Genomic DNA, 21,158 nt, shown 5'->3' with positions numbered 1-21,158 from the left:
TCAGGTTGCCTTGCTATAGGGCGCGGCTTCGCCCTGCGCGGGCCTTGGTTACCGTCGCCACCATGCGTCGCAGTGGGGTCTCGGTGGTTCTCGCGGTCGTGCTCGCGGCGGCCTTGTTCTCCTGTACGGAGCTGGTCACCGCGCCACCGCCCGCTACTGCCCCGAGCTCCACCCCTGAAGTTCGTCACCTGCAGGTTGTCGCGCACCAGGACGACGACATCCTCTTCATGAACCCTGACGTCAGCACTGCCATAAAAGTTGGCCAGCCGGTCACGACTGTGTACTTGACCGCAGGCGAGGCCAACGTTGCGGATACGGCCGGTTACGCCGCGAAGCGACAGGCGGGGACTCGCGCGGCCTACGCGCACATGGCGGGCGTTCGCGATGAATGGCGCGCGGAACCGCTCGTGGTGGACCACGACCACCGCGTGGAGCTTTACACGCTTAAACCACTTCCGAGCGTTCAGTTGGTGTTCGTGAACCTGCCGGAGAACGCGGACACGAAGGCGCTCGGTGGACCGCGCGCGCTCGTGCGCCTGTGGCAGGACCGCGCGAACTTCGTGCACGTGCGCGCTCTCAAACCCACGGGCGGCATCGACGGGGTCAACTGCCTCTACGACCGGCAGTCGGTGATTGACACGTTGGTCGGGCTCTACGCGCACTTCCGGCCCACGGTGCTCCGGTTGCAGGACACCGCGCCCGACCGCCGCTACACGGGGAACTGGGTCCCCTTCCACGACCACCCCGACCACGTGATGGCCGCGCTGTTCGCACGCGAAGCCGCCGACCTCCACCAGCGTTCAGGAACCGGTCCGCGCTTCGTGTCGATGCACTACCGCGACTACAACGTGGACGAGGCGCCGATCAACATCACGCCCGAGGAGCAGCGGGAGAAGCTGGACACCTTCTCCGCGTACGTCCCGCACGACGACCAGGTCAGCATGGGCGGCCCCTACGACGCGTGGGCCCGGCGCACGTACTACCGCTGGCCGCGTGGGGTGAACTGGGTGGGCACCGACGCGACGGGGCGGCGGAGCGCGTTCGCCGTGCTCGCGGGTCGGCTCGTGCGGTGGAGCGAGACCGACTCCGCCTGGACCGGACCGGTGACGACCGCTGATCCCGGAGGGCCGCTCGCGCCGACGATTTCCGTTGCGGGACAACAGGTTTTCGCACGGCGACAGGACACCAACGACGTTCTCGTGCTGTCGGAGTCCGGTTGGAGGAACCTCGGCAACCCCAACCGGGGCGGTGCGCGCGAGTTCGAAGGCGGCGCGCCGGTCGCGGCCGTGGTGAACGGCGAGCTGTCGGTGTTCGTGCGCAACGGCGGCGGCGGGGTGAGCATGCTGACCGCGCCGGACGGCCGGACCTGGCCGACGCGCTGGGCCGATCTCGGCGGCTCCGACGTGCAGGACGGCATCGCGGTCGCGGCGAACGGCACGGGCTGGGACCTGTTCGCCCCGACCCGGCAGACGGTTTTGCGCTGGTCCCGACGTGGCGGCGAGGCTCCGCGGCCGGATCGTGCCTTCCGCGCTCCGGCTCCGAGCGGGCCGCTGGCGGCGACCACGACCGATGGCGACCAGACCGCGCTGGCCTACCGCGTGGCGGACTCCGCGGCCGTGGCGGTCATCCGGCCGGGAAGCGCCCCGGTCCTGCTACCCGCCCCCGGTGGCCTCGGCGCCCCCGGCCTGGCGTGGACCGGCGGCCAGTTGTCGATCTTCGTCCGCGATCGCGCGGCGGGCGTCTCGGTCTCCACCGGCGGCCCTTGGACCCCACTACCCGGCCGAATCGCCGACAGCCCAGCGGTCTCCCTGCGCGACAACAAGATCACCCTGTTCGCGCTCGGCGAGGACGGCCGCCTCATGACGACGCACCAACCCTCCCCCGCACACCCCTTCTCCCCCTGGACCCCCCTCGCCACCTAACGCCGTCTTTTCCCGTTTCGTACTCTTAAAAGGAAAGAGAGCGCTCCCAAATCCCGTTATGAGTACGAAACGGGATTGGTTTGGACCACACCGGCTCAGGATGAGGGGGCACACGGGGTGGTGGGCATGGAATGAGTGTAGGCGGTGTCAGGAATCGAGGCGCTGGACGATCTTCTCGGCGAGGCCGTCGACGACCTTGCACGGGTCGACTTCGGGGAACCGGCCGTTGGTCAGCGAGATCCCGGCGACCTGGCCGTAGTCCAGGGTGAAGCGGGTGACGCAGCCCTTCTGGCCCTTCTCGTCGACGTCCGCGGTCTGCACTCCGCGCCGGTTGCCGTACATCATTGGCTTGTCCGCTGGGTTCTTCGGATCCACCCTGATCTTGGTGATCGAGCCCCAGATGACCAGCGCCATGAACGGTTTGAACGGGATGAGCTCGTTGTTGTCGAAGGAGCACCCGTCGGCGAACACCTCGTCGGGCGCCTGGGGGTTCGGCGGCCGGTGCCGCGGCGCGATGTCCACCTGCGGACGCACCTCCAGCGGGAAGTCCGCCCAGGTCACGATCTTGCAGGGGTCGAACGGCGCGGAGCCCGGCGCGCGGGTGGGGGTGGTGCTCGGCGTCGGCCCGGCCAGCGCCTCACCGCGCACCGGCTGGGCACAGCCCGCGGCGACGGACGCGATGACGAGCAGGGCAGCGATCAGGGATGTACGCCTCACCCGACGAGTGTCCATCACCCTCGGCGGGCCAGGTCAAGCAACCGGCCCAGCTCGTTACCGGTCAATGCGGCCTTTGCCCGGCCCCACTTCGCGGCGGCCTCGCCCCAGTAGTCGAAATCGCTGCCCGGCCTGGCGAGCAGCCCGTGGTGGATGCAGAACCACAGCGTCCAGGTGAAGTTGGACATGATCGAGAACAGCCGCACCCGCGCCAACGCCCCCGCTCCGAAGTCCGCGCCGAAGTACGAACGGGCCAGCAGTTCGGTCAGCTCCGGCGTCAGCTGCGACTCGGCCGCGATGTTGCCCAGCTCGAACCCGGGGTCGTTCATCCCGCTCAGCTGGTAGTCGACGATGCGTACGCGGTCGCCGGTCTCGATGAAGTTCTCCGCGAGCAGGTCGTTGTGGCACGGCGCTTTCGGCAGCGGTGACGCGGACAGCGCCGCCCGGACGTCCTCGACCAGCGGCAGGTGCTCGCGGTAGTCCTCCGGCACGGTCAGCCCGTGTTCGTCGCACAACCCGAGCAACTGGGCGAGCTTGTCGAAGATGTCCATGTCGTTGACGAACGGCCGGGTCCCGGTGTGCAGCGCGCGGACGGCGGCGGCGATCTTGGTGATGCGCGCGGGATCGCGCACGTCGGCCGCGCACAACGTGGTGCCCGGCAGGTACTCCAGGACCAGCGTCGGCGGCTCTTCGAGCACGTGCAGCACGGCCGCGCCCACGCCGGACTCCGCGGCGCGCACGGTGTTGGCGATCTCCTGCTCCAGCGGCACGCCGAGCCCGGCCTCGGACACCGCCGGGTCGAGCACCCGCACGATGAAGTCCGCGCCATCCACCCGCACCAGGCCGACCTGGTGGCTCAGCCCGCCGACCAGGGGAAGCCGGTGCACCGGCTTCCCGGCCCACCCCGGAACCAGCGCGAGCACGTCGGAGATGTCCATCGCGGGAGTGTCGTGCGGGTGATCTTCTGGCGTCAAGGCGTTCCGCCGGGGGCGGCGGCCCGGTACGAATGGGGCGTGGCCACGGACCGAACGCTCCCCGCCCGCGCCCGCGTCGTCGTGATCGGCGGTGGCGTCGGCGGCACGAGCATCGCCTACCACCTCGCCGAGCTGGGCGAACGCGATGTCGTGCTGCTCGACCGCGCCGAGCTGACCAGCGGCTCCACCTTCCACTCCGCCGGGCTGGTCGGCCAGCTGCGCGCGGACCCCACGCTGACCAGGATGAACACCTATTCGGCTGAGCTGTACGCGAAGCTGGAGGCGACCGAGCACCCGGTCGGCTGGGTGCCCTGCGGCGGCATCCGGCTGGCCTGCACGCCGGAGCGGTTGCAGGAGACCCGCCGCCAGATCGGCTGGGCGCGCACCTTCGACCTGCCGCTGCGGGAGATCTCCGCGGCCGAGGCCAAGGAGCTGTTCCCGCTGATGAGCACCGACGGCGTGCTCGGCGGCTCGTACCTGCCGACCGACGGCTACGTGGACCCGTCGCAGCTGACGTACTCGCTGGCGGCGGGCGCGCGGGCGGGCGGCGTGCGGATCTTCACCAAGACCAGGGTGCTCGGCATCGACCTGCGGGACGGGCGAGTGCACCGGGTGCGCACCGACTCCGGCGAGATCGAGGCGGAGATCGTGGTGAACTGCGGTGGCATGTTCGCCGCGGAGATCGGGCGGATGGCCGGGGTCCGGGTGCCGATCGTGCCGATGTCGCACCAGTACCTGGTCACCGATCCGGTGCGGCCGCGCGACGGCACGCACCTGCCGACGCTGCGCGATCCGGACAACCTCGTGTACTGGCGCGAGGAGGTCGACGGGCTGCTGATGGGCGGCTACGAGCGCGACTCCCGGCCGTGGGCGCAGAGCGGCGCCGCGTTCGAGGCGATTCCGGCCGACTTCAACGGGAAACTGCTCTCCGAGGACTGGGACCGGTTCACCGAGATCGGCGCGAACGCCGAGGCGCGCGTCCCGGTCATGGGCACGATCGGCGTCCGCCGCATGATCAACGGCCCGGAGGCGTTCACCCCGGACAACGAGTTCTGCCTTGGCGAGACCGAGGTCGGCGGGTTCTTCGTGGCCGCGGGCTTCTGCGCGCACGGCATCGCGGGCGCGGGCGGCGTCGGCAAGGTGATGGCGGAGTGGATCGTCAGCGGTGATCCCGGCCTGGACGTCTCGCACATGGACATCCGCCGCTTCGGCAGGCACTACGGCTCCCCCGCCTACACCCGCAAGCGCGTCGTGGAGAACTACGAGACCTACTACGACATCCCGTACCCGCACCGCGAGCGCTCCGCCGGGCGACCGCTGCGGGTGTCCCCCGCGTACTCCTGGCACGTCGAGCACGGCGCGACCTTCGGCGAGAAGTCCGGCTGGGAGCGGGTGAACCAGTATGAGTCCAATGTGGACGGTGGAGACGCCTCGTTGCGGCCGCACGACTGGGCGGGGCGCAACTGGTCCCCGGCGATCGGCGCCGAGCACATCGCCACTCGCGAGCGCGCCGGGCTGTTCGACGAGTCGTCCTTCGCCAAGATCTCGGTCAGCGGGCGCGGCGCCGCGGAACTGCTGAACTGGTTGTGCGCCAACGATGTTGCGCGCGAGATCGGCGCGGTGACCTACACCCAGGCGCTGAACGCCCGCGGTGGGATCGAGTGCGACTTCACGGTCACCCGCCTCGCCGAGGACGAGTTCATGATCGTCACCGGCACCGCGTTCGGCTCGCACGACATGGGCTGGCTGCGCAAGCACGCGGGCCCCGACGTCCGGATCGCCGACGTCACCGGGCAGTTCGCGTGCTTCGCGCTGTGGGGGCCGCGCGCCCGCGACATCCTCGCCCCGCTGACCCCGGCGGACCTGGGCAACGAGGCGTTCCCGTACCTGACCGCGCAGGAGACCACGGTCGGCGACGTTCCGGTGCGCGCGCTGCGGGTGACCTTCGTCGGCGAACTCGGCTGGGAGCTGTACTGCTCGGCCGAGTACGGCGCCGCGTTGTGGCGGGCCCTGTGGGCGGCCGGGGAGGAGCACGGCCTGGTCGCGGGCGGTTACCGGGCGATCGACAGCCTCCGCCTGGAGAAGGGCTACCGGCTCTGGGGCTCCGACCTCTCCCCCGAGGTTCACCCGTACGAAGCAGGGCTCGGTTTCTGCGTGAAGCTCGACAAGCCGTTCCTCGGCCGGGACGCCCTGATCGCCGCCAGGGAGCGCGGGCTGACCAGGAAGCTGGCGTGCCTGGTGCTCGACGACCCGCGGCACGTGGTGCTCGGCAGCGAACCGGTCCGGGTCGACGGAAAGGTGCTGACCAGGGTCACCTCCGGTGGCTACGGCTACACGGTCGGCGCGTCGATCGCCTACGCGTACCTGCCGGTCGAGCTGGCCAAGCCGGGCACCCGCGCCGAGGTCGAACTGTTCGGCACCTGGGTACCGGCCGTCGTCTCCAAGCAGCCGCTCTTCGATCCCCGGGGGGAACGCGTTCGACAGTGAGCGACGAGTCGGTACCTTCGACTCTCGTGAGTACCCCCAATCGAGCGACCACGGCCCACACGCTCTGTCCCGGCTGCCTGGGCATGCGAGAGCGCAGCGTCGGCCGCTGCGGCATCACCGAGGGGCGCCCGAGCACCCTGGACGAGGTCCGCCCCTGCCGCTCCTGCGAGGGCCGGGGCCGCTTCCCGGGCCTGGTCGCGCCGGTCTAGCCGGTGCGCGTGGCGGGGAGGCGCTGCCAGGTGAGGTCGTCGGCGGGGGTGTAGACCCTGATCCGGAGATCACCCGCGCCCTCGACGACCAGCTCGTGGTTGACGAAGCTCAGCGTGCCGGCCGCGCGGTGCCGGAACCGCAGGCAGGTCGGCGTGGGAGCGGCGACGTCGTGCCGCGCCCACAGCTCGCGGAACTCCTCGCTCAGCTCGCTGAGCCTGCGGATGTCCTCCTCCCATTCCGGGTCGTCGACGTGCCGCGCGTACTCCGCGCGCAACCGCCCGACGAAGTACGGCAGCACCTGGTCGTAGTTCTCCAGCTGTTCGCGCGCGAGCGGCTCGGTGACGCAGCACCACAGCAGGTTCTTGTGCACGCACGGCAGGCTGTGCCAGCCGAAGAACATCTCCTCGTGCGCGGCGTTGGACGCGAGGATGTCGAACCGCGCGTTGAGCAGGACTGCGGGCAGCGGGTCCAGCGAGCGCAGCACGACGTGCACCGACTCCGGGACCTCGGCGGCCGGTGTGGCGAACCGGGCCGGTGTCGCCTCGGCGAGGTGGTAGAGGTGCCAGCGCGCGGGCGCGTCCAGCAGCAGCGTGCGGGCGATGGCGTCGAGCACCTGGTAGCTGGCGTTGATCGGCCGTCCCTGCTCCAGCCACGTGTACCAGGTGAGGCCGACCCCGGCGAGCAGCGCGACCTCCTCGCGGCGCAGCCCCGCGGTCCGGCGCCGCCCGCCCGGTTCCAGGCCGACGTCGGCGGGGTCGATCCGCGCCCGGCGCGCCTTGAGGAACTCGGCGAGCGCCGTGCGCCGTCTCCCCATGGTGGTGGTCACGGGCGGAGTGTGGCACCAGGGACCGACATCGCGACGGTGGTAGTGGCACTACCAGCATCGATGAGCTCTCGGTAACGCGTCGCTCCGGGCCGCACGGTGGTTGCCATGACCACTGTCAGCGAGCCACCGGCACGCACCGACCGCCGCAGCTGGCTGCTGCTCGGCACACTGTTGCTCGGCCAGTTCATGGCGCTGCTCGACGTCACGATCGTCAACGTCGCCCTGCCCAGCATCCGCGCCGACCTGACCGCGTCCGGCAGCGAGCTCCAACTCGTCGTCGCGGGCTACACGGTGAGCTACGCGACGCTGTTGATCACCGGAGCGCGGCTCGGCGACCTTTATGGCACGCGCAGGCTTTTCCGGACCGGTGTGCTGATCTTCACCGCCACCTCGCTGCTGTGCGGGCTAGCCCCGACCGCCATGACGTTGGTCATCGCGCGGTTCGCCCAGGGCGCCGGGGCGGCGCTGATGATGCCGCAGATCATGAGCGTCATCCAGCTGCGGTTCACCGGGGCGGCGCGGGCGAAGGCGCTGTCGGCGTACTCCGCGGTCCTCGCCACGGGCGGCGTGGCCGGGATGCTGGTCGGCGGCGTGCTGATCGAGGCAGACCTGTTCGGCCTGGGCTGGCGGCCGGTGTTCCTGATCAACGTGCCGATCGGCCTCGCGGTGTTCGCGCTGGTCGCCCGCGTCGCACCGGTCGACCGGCCCAGCGGCACGCGCAGGCTGGACCTGGCCGGGCTCGCCCTCTCGCTGCCCGGGGTGCTGCTCGTCGTGACGCCGCTGGTGCTTGGGCACGAACAGGGCTGGCCAGGGTGGACGTTCCCGGTGATGGCGCTGGGCGCGCTGCTGCTGGTGATCTTCGTCGGCGTCGAGCGCCGCGTGCGCGACCCGCTGCTGAACCTCGGCGTGCTGCGGGTGCCCGGAGTGCGCTCCGGACTGATGACCCTGGCGCTGGCGATCGTGGCCTATGGCGCGTTCCTGTTCAGCGCGGCGTTGCACCTCCAGGTCGGGCTCGGCGACACCCCGCTGCGCGCCGCGCTGACCTTCACCGCCTTCGGCCTCACATTCGGCCTCGGCAGTTTCTACTGGCAGCGCCTGCCGAAGCGGGCGCACCGCTGGCTGACCCCGGTCGGCCTGGTGATCAGCGCGATCGCCTGCCTGGTCGTGGCGGCGGGCTTCGCTTCCGGAGGGCACGGCGGCATCGCGGTGATCGGCGCGCTGGCGGTCTGGGGCGCGGCGATCGGCATCGGTTTCAGCCCGCTGCTCGGCAACTCCCTGCGCCACGTGCCGCCCGCCGAGGCCGCCGACGCCAGCGGGCTGCTGACCACGACGTTGCAGCTCAGCCAGGTCGTCGGTGTCGCGACGTTCGGCAGCGTCTACCTGGGTTTGGCGCCCGGAGCGCACGCCATCTCGGTCACCCTCGGCCTGCTCGCCGGGCTGCTGGTGCTGGCAGCGGCGAGCGGCACCGTGCTCGCCAGGACCTAGTCGGCCGCGTCCTGCACGTCGTCACCAGCAACCGTGACGCCCCCCGTGCTCGCCGCCCCAAACATCACCACCGCAGCCCAAAATCCCGTTTCGTACTCTTGCCGGGATTTGGGAGCGCTCTTTTTCCCGTTATGAGTACGAAACGGGGTTCTCTAGACCACGCGCGCGGGGGATGGGGTGGCCGGGCGCGTGGAGTGCATGGGCTCAGTTTACGTGGTGCGCGGAGTGCGGGCGGGCCTCGCAGGACACGGCCTAGTCGGCGGGAACGTGGGTGGCGATGTGCCGGGCGATCTCCAGCGCGCTCGTCGCCGCCGGGGAAGGCGCGTTGAGCACGTGCACCTGGTGCTGTGCCGTCTCGATCAGGAAGTCGTCGACGAGGCTGCCGTCCGGGTTGAGGGCCTGGGCCCGGACGCCGGACTCCGCGGGGACGAGGTCGTCCGCGGTGATCGCCGGGACCAGGCGCGCGAGGCTGGCCGCGAACCGCTTGCGGGAGACCGAGCGCGCCATCTCGTCGATGCCGGTGCGCACGTGCTTGCGGGCCATCCGCCAGAAACCCGGGAAGGCGAGCGTGCCCGCCAGGTCGCGGGGGGTCACGTCGCGGCGGCGGTACCCCTCGCGGCGCATCGCGAGCACCGCGTTGGGGCCCGCGTGCACCGTGCCGTCGAGCATGCGCGTCAGGTGCACGCCGAGGAACGGGAAGCGCGGGTCCGGGACCGGGTAGATCAGCCCGCGCACCAGATCGCGGCGCTCGGCGCGGAGCTCGTAGTACTCACCGCGGAAGGGCACGATCCGAGCGGTGGGGCGCAAACCGGCCATCCTGGCCACCCGGTCGCTGTGCAGTCCCGCGCAGTTGACCAGGAAATCGGCCTTGAGCTCGCCGTCCGTCGTGCTGAGCACCACACCGTCCACAGTGGACGAAATACCGCGAACCGTCGTACCGGTGCGGAGATCGGCGTCGCGGGCGCGGACCCGCGCCACCAGCGCGTTGCACACCTCGCGGTAGTCGATCACGCCCGTGCTCCGGACGTGCAACGCGGCCACGCAGAAGGCTTCCGGCTCGATCTCCATCGCGTCGGAGGCGTCCAGGAAGTCGGCGGGAACGCCGTTGGCGACCGCGCGCTCCTCCAGCACCCGCAGGTGCGGCAGCTCGGCGGGCGAGGTCGCCACCACGAGCTTGCCGCAGACCTTGACCTCAACGCCGTTGCGGCGGGCGAACTCGACCATCGAGGCGTTGCCCGCGACGCACATCTTCGCCTTGTGGCTGCCCGGCTTGTAGTACAGCCCGGCGTGGATCACGCCGCTGTTGTGCCCGGTCTGGTGGGTGGCCCAGTCGGATTCCTTCTCCAGCACCGTGACCTGGTGCCCGCCGACCGTCGCCAGCTCGTGCGCCACCGCGAGCCCGACGATGCCGCCCCCGACGATCGCGACGTGCACTGGCGTCAGACTCTGGTTGTCGCGGACAGGCGCGCGGTCCTGCGGTGCTTGCGGCGCACGCTGAGCAGGCCGACACCCATGTACCAGACGTCGGCGAGCTTGATCCGGGTCCCGTGCTCGCCGTGCGAGGCGCGCAGCCGCACCGGCACCTCGACCGTCCGCACGCCCTGCCGCTCGGCGATGTAGATCAGCTCGGTGGTGAGCAGGAAACCCTTCTCCTCCAGGCGCGGCGCGATCTCGCGCACCCAGTCGCCGTTGAGCACGAAGGTGCCCTGCGGGTCGCGGGTGCGCATGCCCAGCACCAGGGTGCGCAGCACCAGGAACCCGGTGGTGGCCACCCAGCGGACGACGCCGCGGCCGACCTCGGACTGCGGGTGCGCCTTGGAGCCGACCACCACGGGGAAGCGGTTCAGGTCGACCTTGAGCGCGGCCTCGTACTCGTCGAAGCCGAACGGCAGGTCGTCCGCGGTGGTGACGACGACCTCGCCGCGGGAGGAGAGCAGGCCGAGCTTGAGCGCGTTGCCGAGACCCTTGTCACTGGTGAGCGAACGGAACTCGACGCCGGGCACCGACCAGTTCGCGGCGATGCGCGCGAGGACCTCGGGCGTCTCGTCGGTGGAACCGTTCTGCACCACCAGGATCTCGGCGTTTCCACCGCTGAGTCTTTCACCCAGCTCCCGTACTGTGGCTTCGATGATGGCGGCGCAGTTGTGCGCCGGCACCACGTAGCTGAGCGAGATGGTGGTCCCTGAAGTCGGCACTGGAGCTCCCTGGCACGATATGGCCGCCGGTGGACGTGAAAGTCCGGCTACGGCGGCCCAGACCTTACACGGAGCCTCGACGGGCCCTTCCGCAGCTGACCCACTACGGGCCCCGGCCCCGATCCACGGGCGTGTTTCATAGGTCTCGTTCGATGAGAGTCGGGATCGGGGTCGTTCCTGGCAAGACTCGGGGGAGGACGCGTACCGGTGTTGTACGTGGCCTTCGCCGAGACGCCGCCAGGGGCGGGCTCGGCCCGGCTATCGCGAACACGGACCTGTGAAACACGCCCACGCAGCCGGTTGCGCGACGCGCAGCCCCAGGAAGGACCCCCGTGACGGCGACGGAGACCCGCAGCGACGCGGACACGCCTCCCCCCGCTCAGGAGCACCGCCAGCACCCGCCGGAGCGGCTGAGCGGCCTGCGCACCCCGCTGGTGGTGGCCGCGGTCGTCGGCCTGCTCGCGCTGTTCCCGCTGATCAAGAACCCGATCTTCTACTTCTGGGACGATTCGGCCGCGGCCTTCCTGCCGTACTGGCACGAGATCGGCAAGCAGCTGCTGTCCGGGGACTGGCCGGTGCTGCGCCCGGACATGTGGATGGGCGGCAACCTCGCGGGCGAGGCCCAGATCAGCCTGTGGAACCCGGTTTCGCTGCTGAACTACGTGCTGGTGGCGCTGCTGCCCGACCTGGCGCTCGCGGCGACCATCGTCAAGGTCGAGTTCCTGATCGTGCTCGCGCTCGGCGTGTACTTCCTGGCCCGCGAGTACGGCGCGAAGGAGTTCGCCGCGGCGATCGTCGCGATCTCGCTGCCGGTCTCGGGCTACACGCTCTACGTGGACGCCTCGGCGTGGATCGCCGGGTTGATCGGGTTCGCCTACCTGACGCACTTCTGGTGGTCGCTGCGCCGGTTCTCCCGCGGCCTGCTGAACCCGATCGTGCCGTTCCTCTTCGGCGCGCTCGCGATGACCACCGGCAACCCCTACGGCGCGCTCGGCGTGATCGTGGTGCTGCTGGTGATCGGCGTGGAACGCTTGCTGATCAAGGACATCAAGCGGTTCTGGCAGATCGTGATGCTCGGTGGCTCGGTCGGGCTGACCGGCCTGGTGGCGTTCCTGCCGCTGCTCACCGGTGCCGCGGTGACCTGGCGCAAGCCCGCCGGGGTCTTCAACAACGGCTTCATGGTCCCGGGGATCGGCGATCTCGCCACGATGTCCTCGCCGACCTACCTGCCGCGCATCGAGATGTTCGACCCGACGTTCACCACGTTCCCGATGACCTACCTGGCGTGGTTCATCCTGCCGCTCGCGCCGTGGCTGTCCTTCCGCGCGATGCGAGCCGGGCTGCGCACGCGCTTCGGCCTGTTCCTGTTCGGCACGATCTACCTGTTGATGGCGATCGCGCCGTCGGACCTGTGGCTGTTCCGCTGGCCCGCGCGGCTGACCCAGTACGTGTTCCTGCCGGTGCTCGTGCTGGTGGCGATCGCGTTGTCGGTGGGCCTGCGCACCAGCCAGTGGCGGCGCAGGGCGCTCGGATCGGCCGCGATCATCTTCGTCGGCACCTACCAGGCGTGGGCGACCACGCCGCAGAACGTGGAGTGGCACGCCGCCGCCTTCCTCCTGGTCTCGGCGGGCACCGCGGCGGCCGTGTGGGTGGTGTTCAAGCACCGCGCGAAGCTGCTGCCCCCGGTGCTGGTGACCGGAACCGCGCTGGTGCTGTTGATGCAGGTGCTGGTGATGCCGCACAACGGCAACATCACGCCGTGGTTCTTCCCCACCAACGTGGCCGAGCTGGAGAAGCGCTTCGCCGACCGCTACACCGGGAACACCCTGCAGATCGCGGACATCTACCCGGCGATCGGACGGCACGGCTACAGCCCGGACGGCGCGTGGCGGGACCTGCTGTTCGGCAACATGTACCACGTGGCCGGGGTGAAGGCGCAGAACAGCTACACCGGCATCGGCTTCACCGCCTTCGCCGAGGAACTGGACATGGAGTACCACGGCGCCACGGAACCCGTTGCCTACCAACGGTTGTGGCAGAAGCAGCCGGGAAACGGCGGCAAGACGCTGGCCGACCTGATGCGCCTGGAGACCGTGGTCATCCTCAACGACTACGTTCCGGACTTCGACCCGGCGAAGCCCCCCGCGGGCTGGTCGGTCCGGCAGACCACGCACATCGTGAACGTGCTGCACCGCAACGCGAAGATCGACTGGCCGGACGGGCGGGTGTCCTACGCCGCGCCGGGCGTGCGGATCAGCGAGGACCGCTCGACCGGGTTCACCGGGGAGTCGGTGAAGTACTCCGGCGGCGGCCGGATGACCTTCGCGATGCTGGCCTGGCCCGGTTGGAAGGCCGAGGTGGACGGCAAGCCGGTCGAGGTGAGGCAGGGACCGGCCGGGCTGATCCAGGTCGAGCTCCCGCAGGCGGCCAACGGCACGCTGCGGCTGAGCTACTTCCCGCCAGGATGGGGCCTCGGCATCCCGCTGCTGGGCATCGGCCTGCTCTTCGGCATCGGCTTCAGCGTGTTCACCGCGGTCCGTCGACGGCGGGCCTGACCGCGCCCGGCCCCACGCCGGAACCCCGCCCCAGGACCCTTTTGGACGCATAGCGGGTGCAAGCAGCGCCCGATCGCCCGCTATGCGCCCGAAACGCGGCCAGGCGGTGTCCTGTCAGTGGTCGGTAGCGATCGCGACCCCACCCCGCGCTCGCCCGCCCAGAACATCAGCAGGGCAGCCCAAAACCCGTTTCGTACTCTTAACGGGATTTGGGAGCGCTCTTTTTCCCGTTAAGAGTACGAAACGGGGTTCTCTAGACCGCGGCCGCCCCGGATGGGGTGAGCAGGCGGATGAGGTGCACGAGCAGAGTTTACTTGGTGTGCGGCGCTTGGGTGGCTTACGGGACAGCGTCTAAGCGGCGGGGCCGGTCAGCACCAGGTCGTCGACGTCACCGGCCATCAGCACCCGGCCCTCGTCCAGCACGACGAGGTAGTCGCACAGCCCGTCCAGCTCGGTGACCGTCTGGGCGGAGACGACGACGGTGCACCCGGTCTCGGCCTGCGCGGCCCGCAGCGCGGACACGGTTTCCTTGCGCGCCAACGGGTCCAGGCCCGTCACCGGCGCGTCCAGGATCAGCAGCTCCGGCGTGGTGGCCAGCGCGACGGTCAGCGCGACCTGGGCCCGCTGGCTGCAGGAGAGCTCGCCGACCTTGCTGTCGAGGGCGATCCCGCGCTCGCGCAGCCGGTCCTCGGCGATCCGCTGCGTCCAGCGCGCGTTGAACAGCCGCGCCGCGGTGAGCAGGTCGGCCACCTTGAAGCCGCGGCAGAGCGCGTCCTCCTTGGCGATGTGCGCGACCCGCTCCAGCACGCTGGTCGGCCCCACGCGCTCGCCGAGCAGTTCGAGTTCACCCTCGGTCGGGTGCAGCAGGCCGACCATCACGTTCATCAGGGTCGACTTGCCAGAGCCCGCGGGGCCCACGACGCCGACCACCCGGCCCGCGGGAATCCGCAGGGTGCAGTCTCGAAGTGCCCACTTGGCGCCGTACTGCCTGCCGAGTTTGGTGGTGGCGATCGCTGTCTCGGTCATCGAGGGATGCCTTCCGCACCGGAATCCGATTACTACGTGCGGTCACACAGCGTAGAACTGCACCCATTCGGCGTATAGACCGGGGTCAAGTTCTCAAATACCGGAGGGCTTGCCGGGGCGGGCGCCGGGCACGTACGGCAACAGGTTCCGGGTGTACCTGGTGATGCGGTCGGACCCGTCCTTCCAGGTCGTGCCCTTGGGGAAGGTGGAGAACACCACCACGACGCTCCGGTCGTCCTTGCCGACCGTTCCGGTGGTGTGCAGCAGCGGGCTGCTGAGGTCGACCACGTCCTCCTTGGCCGCGGGCACCGGCGGGCCCGCCGCCATCCGCGCGGCACCGAGCGCGCAGTCCTGCCCGGCGGGCGGGGTCGCGCCCCACGCGGACCACCCCTGCTTCGCGCTCCACGGTTTGCCGAAGGCGCGCGGAATTCCGAAGGACTGGTCCCACGCGTCCTCTCCGCACTTCTCCCACATGTGGATGTTGGTCATGATGAAGTCGCGGTACTTCGCCGGGGCGTCGTCGAGAATGTGGTTGTAGACGCGCACGATGTCGTGCGGGGTGACCGAGGTGTAGCCCCACATTCCGGGCTTCTCCGGCGGCTTGGTCCCCTTCAGGCCGATGCGTTCCACCATGCGCTTGAGGATGTCGGCATATCCGCCGCGCACCCAGAAGACGCTGGCCGCGTAATCCCAGCTCCCGCGCAGCATCGCGCGCAGGTAGAGGATGTCATTGCGCGCCGCGTCGGTCTTCGCCTTCTCCAGCACCAGCTCGGGATCGTGCTGGTACAGGTGGTCGAGCGCGATCAGCAATTTGACCACAGAAGCGGAGCGGAACGGTTTGTCCGCATCCCGCTCGACCGTGAACCGATCGCGCTGGCGGTCATAGACGGCGACCGCGGCGGTCATGTCCGCGGGCGCGAGCGGCTCGGCGAGAGCCGCGGGCGAGAAACCGGCGACAAGGGCGGCGGTGGAAAGAACCACAATGGAGCGGCGCACGAGCGGAATATAAAGCATCAATCCGAGGACCGAAGAACGCGAAGACATTTCAGTTCGGCCCTGGACGAAACGAGAACTCGTGGCAACCGAATGAACCCCTCGACGGTGTAAGGGGTCATGCTTGCCTCGACGGCACTGCGGGCGCGGTCCGCTGTGCTCCCCACCACCTGGTTGCGGCCCGCGGCGCACACCGCCTGGGTGCTGCTGCTCAGCGGCTGGGCGGTCGCGCGGATCGGCCGGTTCGGGTTCCACCCCACCGACCAGGGCTTCACGCTCGCCCTGAGCTGGCGCCTGCTGCACGGCGAGGTCCCGCACCGCGACGTCGTCTCGGCGCGGCCGCTGGGCTCGGCGTTGCTGCACACTGTGGACTTCCTGGTGCCCGGCCCGTTGTTCCTGGTCTCGGCGTTGATCGCGATGATCGAGCTGACGGTGGCGACCATCGCGCTGGCGACCCTGGTCACCGGCCGCGCCGTGCGGACCTGGGGACCGCTGTTCACCGGGCTGGTCGCCGCGGCGGCGCTGGTCAACCTGCACACGTTCCCGCTGATGGCCTGGCACACGATCGACGGAATCCTCCTGGTCGCCTGCGGCTGGTGGGCGTTGCGCGCGGGCCTGCGGTCGGGCGGGGCGCTGCCCAGGTACGGCGGGCTGTTCCTGCTCGGAATGGCCGCGTTCACCAAGCAGAGCTTCGTCTTCGCGGCCGCCTGCACCCTGACCTACCTGTTCCTGCGGCATCGTCTGTCCATTTTGGACATTCTGTGGACGAGCGCGTTCCCGTTGGGCTACGGCGGTTTCGTCGCCCTCTCCGGCGGGCTCCGGCCGATGGTCGAGCAGCTCGGCGGCGCGCACGGAGCATGGCCGCAGCGCGCCTTCACCGTCTGGGAAGCACCGGAGGCGATGACCGCGATGCTCTGGGCGGCCGGCTGCATCATCGCCGTGGTCTTGTTGCGGCGCAAGGACACCGCGATGATCCCGGCCGTGGTCGCCGCGGCGGTCGTGCTGCTCGTGGTCGTGCAGAGCGACATGCTGCGGTCCGGCGACTGGGGCATGGTGCTGCTGTGGGTGCTGATCTTCGCCGTGGTGGCCCGCTGGGTGCTCGACGCGCATGCGCCCCAGGGCGCGCTCGCCGTGGTGGCACTGGCGTTGATGTCCGCGCTGTCCTGGGGGTACGACTCACCGACCCTGCTCGGCGGAACGCTCGCGCTGAGCGTGCTGTGGCTGCTCTCGCCCCAGTTGCCCAGGTGCTCGCTCGGCCCGGCGGGCGGCGTCGCGATGGCGCTCGTCCTGCTGCTGGGCACGTCCAAGCTGGTCGTCGACGCCCACGACGCCTCGCCGTACCGCGACCGTCCGCAGTGGGAGCTCTCCGCGAGCCTCGGCCGGATCGCCCCGACCCTGAACGGGCTGCGGACGAACCCGTCGATGTACCGCTACGTCGAGCAGATCGAGGAGTGCGTGCGCGCCCACCCCGCCACCCGCGTCGCGGTGTTGCCGGACAACGCCTTCGTCTATCCGGCACTGGGTTTGCGCAACCCGTTCCCACTGGACTGGCCGCTACCGCTGGAACTCGTCGGGGACGCGTCGAAGCGGATGCTCGACACGGTGCCGAGGCTGAACACCGGAGGTGACTACCTCGTGTTGTTCCAGGCGACCGGCTACACCGATCTGGAGGCGCGGATCAGCAGTGGGCTCAACGGGCGGCGCATCGCGTGCGGTCCGTTCTCCGGGGTGTGGGCGGCTCAGCCCCGGGTCGCGCAGTAACCGTCGACGGTGATCGGCTTGGGGAGCTGAGTCACATTTCCCGTGGGGCCGTAGGCTTCAACGAACTTGTGGTCACCGAGGCCCTTGTAGAACTTCAGCTCGGACTTCCCGGCCACCCAGACGGCCAGCACCTTCGCGGTGTTGCCGAATTCGTCCACCTCGCACACCTTGGGGTTCTTCTCGCCCGCGACCGCGCACTTCCAGCCGCTCATCTTCCTGCCGCCCTCGGTCCACGTCATCTGGAACGCGGCCTGCGGGGCCTGCACCAGCTCGGCGAACTGCTTGCAGGCCTCGGGCATACCGGCAGGTGCGGCGCTCGCGGTACCGGTGAAGCCGACCGACAGCGCCGCGGCGGCGACCACGGGGAGCAGAATTGAAATACGCACGCTTTCCTCACAAGAACGAGTTCCAACGGGGACAGCGACGACACTACTCAGCCCGGAAACGCTGGCAATCCTCAAGCAAACGTCAATAAATGCGTTCGATTGACGTGATCTTGATCAACCTCGAATTCGAGAACTGCTCGCAAAACAAAACGCGGCGGTGAGAACGAGTCTCACCGCCGCGTTTCGCGTGGTTCGGAGCTAGACGGCCGCGACCGCCGTCGCCGAGACGGTCGCCTCGTGCACGGCGCGGTGCGCGGGCAGGATCGCCTTGCGCTCCGCGTCGACCCCGGCGCCCGTGTCGAGCAGGTTGAGGAAGTGGTCCAGCTGCGCGGCCAGCGGCTCCGCGCTGTGCTGGATGGACGGGATCTCGATGACCGTCTGCTGGCGGTAGCCGACGCCGTCCGAGGCGGGCGAGTCGGCGACGTGCCGGTAGATGGTGATGCCCTTGCGCAGCAGGTCGATCTCGATCAGCCGGTGCAGCTCCATCACCGAGATCTCGCGGATCTTGCGCTGGCTGATCCGGCTGGCCGAGATGGTGGCCAGCGCGCCGTTGGTGAAGGACATGGTGGCGTCGGCGCTGTCCTCGGACCGGTTGGACTTCGACTGGCTGTGGAAGTAGCCGAAGGAGCCCTTGACCGAGTCCGGCTCCTGACCGGTGAACCCGATCGCCAGGTCCACGTCGTGGATCAGCAGGTCGGTGGCGACACCGGTCTTGATCCGGGAGACGAACGGCGAGTGCCTGGTCGCGTTGACCTGGACCACGTCACCGATGAACTGCTTCGCGGTGAGCACGGCCGGGTTGAACCGCTCCAGGAAACCGCACAGCAGCGGCAGGCCGCGCTGCTCGGACTCCGCGACCAGTTCGGCCGACTGCTCGTAGGAGGCCGCGAGCGGCTTCTCCACCAGCAGCGGCTTTCCCAGCTCCAGCACCCGCTTGGCCAGCGCGTAGTGCGCCTCGGTCGCCGCCGCGATCACCACGGCGTCCACATTGGACAGACCGTCGAAGTCCGGGGCCCACGCCGCGCCGTGCTTGTCGGCCAGCAGCTTGCCGGACTCCTGGCGCGGCTCGATCAGCTGGACGAAGTCGGCGCGGGCGGACTGGGCGAGCACGCGGGCGTGCAGCGAGCCCATCTGGCCGCCGCCGATGAGGGCGATCCTGGGGTTGCTCATGCGCCGAGCACCTCCCTCACGGTGCCGACGATCTTGTCGATGTCGGACTCGGTCAGCTTGGGGTGCACCGGCAGCGACAGCGCCTGCTGGGCGACGCGCGCGGTGACCGGCACGTCGGAGGCGATCACGCCGGGGTGGTCCCGGTAGCAGTCGTAGTCGAAGACGACCTTCGGGTAGTAGATGCCGTTGCCGACACCCTTCTCGGTCAGCTTCGCCGACAGCTCGTCCCGGTCGACCGCGGCGTCCGGGCCGACCAGCACGGTGTACTGGTGCCAGACGTGGGTGCGGTCGGCGAGCACCTGCGGCAGCCGCAGGCCGGGCACGTCGGCCAGGCCCTTGGACAGCGCCTCGGCGTTGCGCTGGCGCAGCTCCGTCACGCTCGCCAGCTTCTCCAGCTGCGGGATGCCCACGGCCGCGTGCAGGTCGGTCAGCCGGTAGTTGTGCCCGGCGACCTCGTACTGGTAGCGGGCCCGCATGCCCTGGTTGCGCAGCACGCGCAGCCGGTCGGCCAGCTCGTCGTCGTTCGTGGTGATCACGCCGCCCTCGGCGGTGGTGATGTTCTTCGTCGCGTAGAGCGAGAAGCAGCCGAGGCCGTAGCTGCCCGCCTTGTTCCCGGCGAAGCTGGCGCCGACCGCCTGCGCGGCGTCCTCGACCATGGCAAGGCCGTTGCGCTCGGCCAGCGGTGCGAGCCGGCTCATGTCGGCCATCTGCCCGTACAGGTGCACCGGCATCAGGACCTTGGTCCTCGGCCCGATCGCGGCGGCGACCGCGTCGGGGTCCACGCAGAAGTCGTCCTCGGAGATGTCGGCGAAGCGCGCGGTCGCGCCCGCCTCCAGGATCGCGTTCAGCGTGGCGACGAAGGTGAAGGGTGAGGTGACGACCTCGTCGCCCGGCTTCAGGTCCAGGACCTGGATCGAGGCGACCAACGCTGTGGTGCCGCTGTTCACGGCGATCGCGTGGCGCACGCCAGCGACCTCGGCAAAAGCATCCTCGAACCGCTTGACCATCGGGCCCTGGGCGATGACGCCCGAACGCAGGACCTCCATGACCAGCGGTTCCGCGTCGGCGACGTCGACGACGGTGATGGGGATCATTCACTCGTCTTTCGGCTCGGCAGGACCAACATGGCAATCGGCCACGTTACCGATGTATCGCCGGTCACCCCGGTGGTGGGCCGCCCCGGCGTCATGGCGGGCGTCCTCCCCCGTTGCAGGGATATGGCACACGACACGCTGCCGGGAGGCGAACGTTGCGGGCCCCTCGAGCGAATACACAGGTGATGGAGCCTTCACGAGCGCCCGGGAAGGGCACGGCGACGCGCCTGTGGCAGCAGGAGCGGACCCCGCAGCTGAACGCGGTGCTCACCGGTGTGGTGAGCACCGCGACCCGGGTGTGGGCGCTGGGCTTCCTGGTCACCAGGACCGGCCACCTGACCAAGGCGCTCTGGCGGGACGGCGCGGTCTGGCGGGAGGCCCCCGTTCCGGACATCGGCCGGGTCACCGCGCTGACCGCGCCGGGCGACGAGATCTGGGCGGCGGGCGACAACGGCCGGATGCTGCACCACTTCGGCAGCGGGTGGCGGCAGGTGGACACCCCCTTCCCCGCCGACTCGCACGGCTCCTACCTGGGCATGGCGGAGTTCGGCCCGGACGACGTGTGGGCGGTCGGTGACCTCTGCCGCCGCTCGGACAGCCACCGGCGCGGCCTGGTCCAGCGCTGGGACGGCAGTCGCTGGGCGGAGCTGCCGCTGCCGGACATCGGCGAGCACTGGGGCCTGTCCGGGATCGCGGGCACCTCCGCCACCAACGTGTGGGCGGTGGGCTGGGCGTTCGCGAACGGCCTGGAAACGGCCGTGGTCCTGCGCTTCGACGGCGACTACTGGCAGCGCTTCGCCACGCCGTCCGAGCTCGGCATGGAGCACAGCCTGCAGGACGTGACGGTTCTCCCGGACAGCGGCGACGTGGTCGCGGTCGGCTACCGCACCGACGAGGCCGGGGTGCGCTCGCCGCTGACCATGGCGTGGACCGGCTCCGGCTGGCGGATCACCCCGTCGCCGGGCGACGAGGGCCAGCTCAACGCGGTCGATGGGCGCATGGCGGTCGGCTACGCCGAGGGCGATGACGCCTACGCCGCGCACCTGGGCACCCGGGCGTGGCACCGGCTGCGCACGCCCCGCCCGCTCGGCCCGCGCGGCAGGCTGACGCTGAACGGGGTGCTGGGCATGCCGGACGGCAGCGCCATCGCTGTCGGGGTGGAACGACTGCCCCAGCCCCTCGCGTCCTCGCCCTCGTCGGAGGCGCTGCGGCCGCTGGTGCTGAACTGCTCGCCGAGCGCGCTGCGGGAGCTGGGTTTCGGCGGCTCATGGCCCTGGTCCGAAGGCCATCGCAGCGTGCAAGGCGAATAGCACACAACTTTCACCCAGGTGTCCTAATCGCCGCTTTTCCCGCCGAACGG

At 70.1% G+C, this 21,158-nt stretch carries 17 protein-coding genes; 7 read left to right on the top strand and 10 right to left on the bottom strand.

Annotation, left to right across the window (positions count from 1 at the left end):
• The first annotated feature begins 62 nt into the window (after positions 1 to 62).
• On the top strand, positions 63 to 1,922 hold the full coding sequence (locus NLX83_RS10455) for a PIG-L family deacetylase (RefSeq protein ID WP_254234629.1): 1,860 nt from the start codon (positions 63 to 65) through the stop codon (positions 1,920 to 1,922).
• Positions 1,923 to 2,069: 147 nt separating this feature from the next.
• On the opposite strand, the gene NLX83_RS10450 is transcribed toward NLX83_RS10455, so the two are convergent.
• Entirely contained in the window at positions 2,070 to 2,639 is a 570-nt protein-coding gene (locus NLX83_RS10450; RefSeq protein ID WP_254234628.1) for a DUF3558 family protein, read from the bottom strand.
• Between the two features lie 14 nt (positions 2,640 to 2,653).
• The gene (locus NLX83_RS10445; protein ID WP_254234627.1) at positions 2,654 to 3,574 is read right to left on the bottom strand and encodes a choline/ethanolamine kinase family protein; all 921 of its coding nucleotides are present in this window, start codon (positions 3,572 to 3,574) and stop codon (positions 2,654 to 2,656) included.
• Between the two features lie 75 nt (positions 3,575 to 3,649).
• On the opposite strand from NLX83_RS10445, the gene NLX83_RS10440 reads away from it, so the two are divergent.
• Positions 3,650 to 6,097 carry a GcvT family protein gene (locus tag NLX83_RS10440; protein ID WP_254234626.1) on the top strand — a complete coding sequence of 816 codons (2,448 nt, stop codon included), beginning with the start codon at positions 3,650 to 3,652 and terminating at the stop codon, positions 6,095 to 6,097.
• 83 nt (positions 6,098 to 6,180) lie between these two features.
• A complete protein-coding gene (locus NLX83_RS40900) occupies positions 6,181 to 6,306 on the top strand; it encodes a hypothetical protein (protein ID WP_256563044.1) in 126 nt (41 codons plus the stop codon).
• On the opposite strand, the gene NLX83_RS10435 is transcribed toward NLX83_RS40900, so the two are convergent.
• On the bottom strand, positions 6,303 to 7,133 hold the full coding sequence (locus NLX83_RS10435) for a helix-turn-helix transcriptional regulator (RefSeq protein WP_254234625.1): 831 nt from the start codon (positions 7,131 to 7,133) through the stop codon (positions 6,303 to 6,305). The genes NLX83_RS40900 and NLX83_RS10435 overlap by 4 nt on opposite strands.
• A 105-nt stretch (positions 7,134 to 7,238) precedes the next feature.
• Between NLX83_RS10435 and NLX83_RS10430 the strand changes: the two genes are divergently transcribed.
• Entirely contained in the window at positions 7,239 to 8,618 is a 1,380-nt protein-coding gene (locus tag NLX83_RS10430; RefSeq protein ID WP_254234624.1) for an MFS transporter, read from the top strand.
• A 252-nt stretch (positions 8,619 to 8,870) separates the two neighbouring features.
• On the opposite strand, the gene lhgO is transcribed toward NLX83_RS10430, so the two are convergent.
• Complete coding sequence (gene lhgO / locus NLX83_RS10425; protein ID WP_254234623.1) at positions 8,871 to 10,052, bottom strand: L-2-hydroxyglutarate oxidase; 1,182 nt, start codon at positions 10,050 to 10,052, stop codon at positions 8,871 to 8,873.
• Between the two features lie 5 nt (positions 10,053 to 10,057).
• On the bottom strand, positions 10,058 to 10,813 hold the full coding sequence (locus tag NLX83_RS10420; RefSeq protein WP_254234622.1) for a glycosyltransferase: 756 nt from the start codon (positions 10,811 to 10,813) through the stop codon (positions 10,058 to 10,060).
• A gap of 332 nt (positions 10,814 to 11,145) precedes the next feature.
• Between NLX83_RS10420 and NLX83_RS10415 the strand changes: the two genes are divergently transcribed.
• On the top strand, positions 11,146 to 13,368 hold the full coding sequence (locus NLX83_RS10415) for a hypothetical protein (protein WP_254234621.1): 2,223 nt from the start codon (positions 11,146 to 11,148) through the stop codon (positions 13,366 to 13,368).
• 351 nt (positions 13,369 to 13,719) lie between these two features.
• Here the strand turns inward: NLX83_RS10415 and NLX83_RS10410 are convergent, their stop codons facing one another.
• Both NLX83_RS10410 and NLX83_RS10405 read right to left on the bottom strand, forming a co-directional pair.
• Positions 13,720 to 14,394: an ATP-binding cassette domain-containing protein gene (locus tag NLX83_RS10410; protein WP_254234620.1), complete on the bottom strand. Its 675-nt coding sequence runs from the start codon at positions 14,392 to 14,394 to the stop codon at positions 13,720 to 13,722.
• 93 nt (positions 14,395 to 14,487) lie between these two features.
• A complete protein-coding gene (locus NLX83_RS10405) occupies positions 14,488 to 15,390 on the bottom strand; it encodes a hypothetical protein (protein ID WP_254234619.1) in 903 nt (300 codons plus the stop codon).
• Between the two features lie 117 nt (positions 15,391 to 15,507).
• Here NLX83_RS10405 and NLX83_RS10400 point away from each other — a divergent pair, with 117 nt between their 5' ends.
• Positions 15,508 to 17,148, top strand: coding sequence for a hypothetical protein (locus tag NLX83_RS10400; protein WP_254234618.1), 1,641 nt, complete (start codon positions 15,508 to 15,510; stop codon positions 17,146 to 17,148).
• On the opposite strand, the gene NLX83_RS10395 is transcribed toward NLX83_RS10400, so the two are convergent.
• The 3 genes from NLX83_RS10395 to NLX83_RS10385 all read right to left on the bottom strand — a co-directional run bounded on the left by NLX83_RS10395 (position 17,127) and on the right by NLX83_RS10385 (position 19,798).
• Positions 17,127 to 17,534: a hypothetical protein gene (locus tag NLX83_RS10395; RefSeq protein WP_254234617.1), complete on the bottom strand. Its 408-nt coding sequence runs from the start codon at positions 17,532 to 17,534 to the stop codon at positions 17,127 to 17,129. The two genes, NLX83_RS10400 and NLX83_RS10395, sit on opposite strands and share 22 nt — an antisense overlap.
• A 198-nt stretch (positions 17,535 to 17,732) precedes the next feature.
• Entirely contained in the window at positions 17,733 to 18,704 is a 972-nt protein-coding gene (locus tag NLX83_RS10390) for a Gfo/Idh/MocA family protein (protein WP_254234616.1), read from the bottom strand.
• On the bottom strand, positions 18,701 to 19,798 hold the full coding sequence (locus NLX83_RS10385; RefSeq protein WP_254234615.1) for a DegT/DnrJ/EryC1/StrS family aminotransferase: 1,098 nt from the start codon (positions 19,796 to 19,798) through the stop codon (positions 18,701 to 18,703). The genes NLX83_RS10390 and NLX83_RS10385 overlap by 4 nt, the downstream gene beginning before the upstream one ends.
• A 185-nt stretch (positions 19,799 to 19,983) precedes the next feature.
• Here NLX83_RS10385 and NLX83_RS10380 point away from each other — a divergent pair, with 185 nt between their 5' ends.
• Positions 19,984 to 21,108: a hypothetical protein gene (locus tag NLX83_RS10380; RefSeq protein ID WP_254234614.1), complete on the top strand. Its 1,125-nt coding sequence runs from the start codon at positions 19,984 to 19,986 to the stop codon at positions 21,106 to 21,108.
• Positions 21,109 to 21,158: the final 50 nt, after the last annotated feature.

Source organism: Allokutzneria sp. A3M-2-11 16, from assembly GCF_024213555.1.
Classification (GTDB): Bacteria; Actinomycetota; Actinomycetes; order Mycobacteriales; family Pseudonocardiaceae; genus Allokutzneria.
This window is presented reverse-complemented; position numbering and strand designations above follow the sequence as displayed.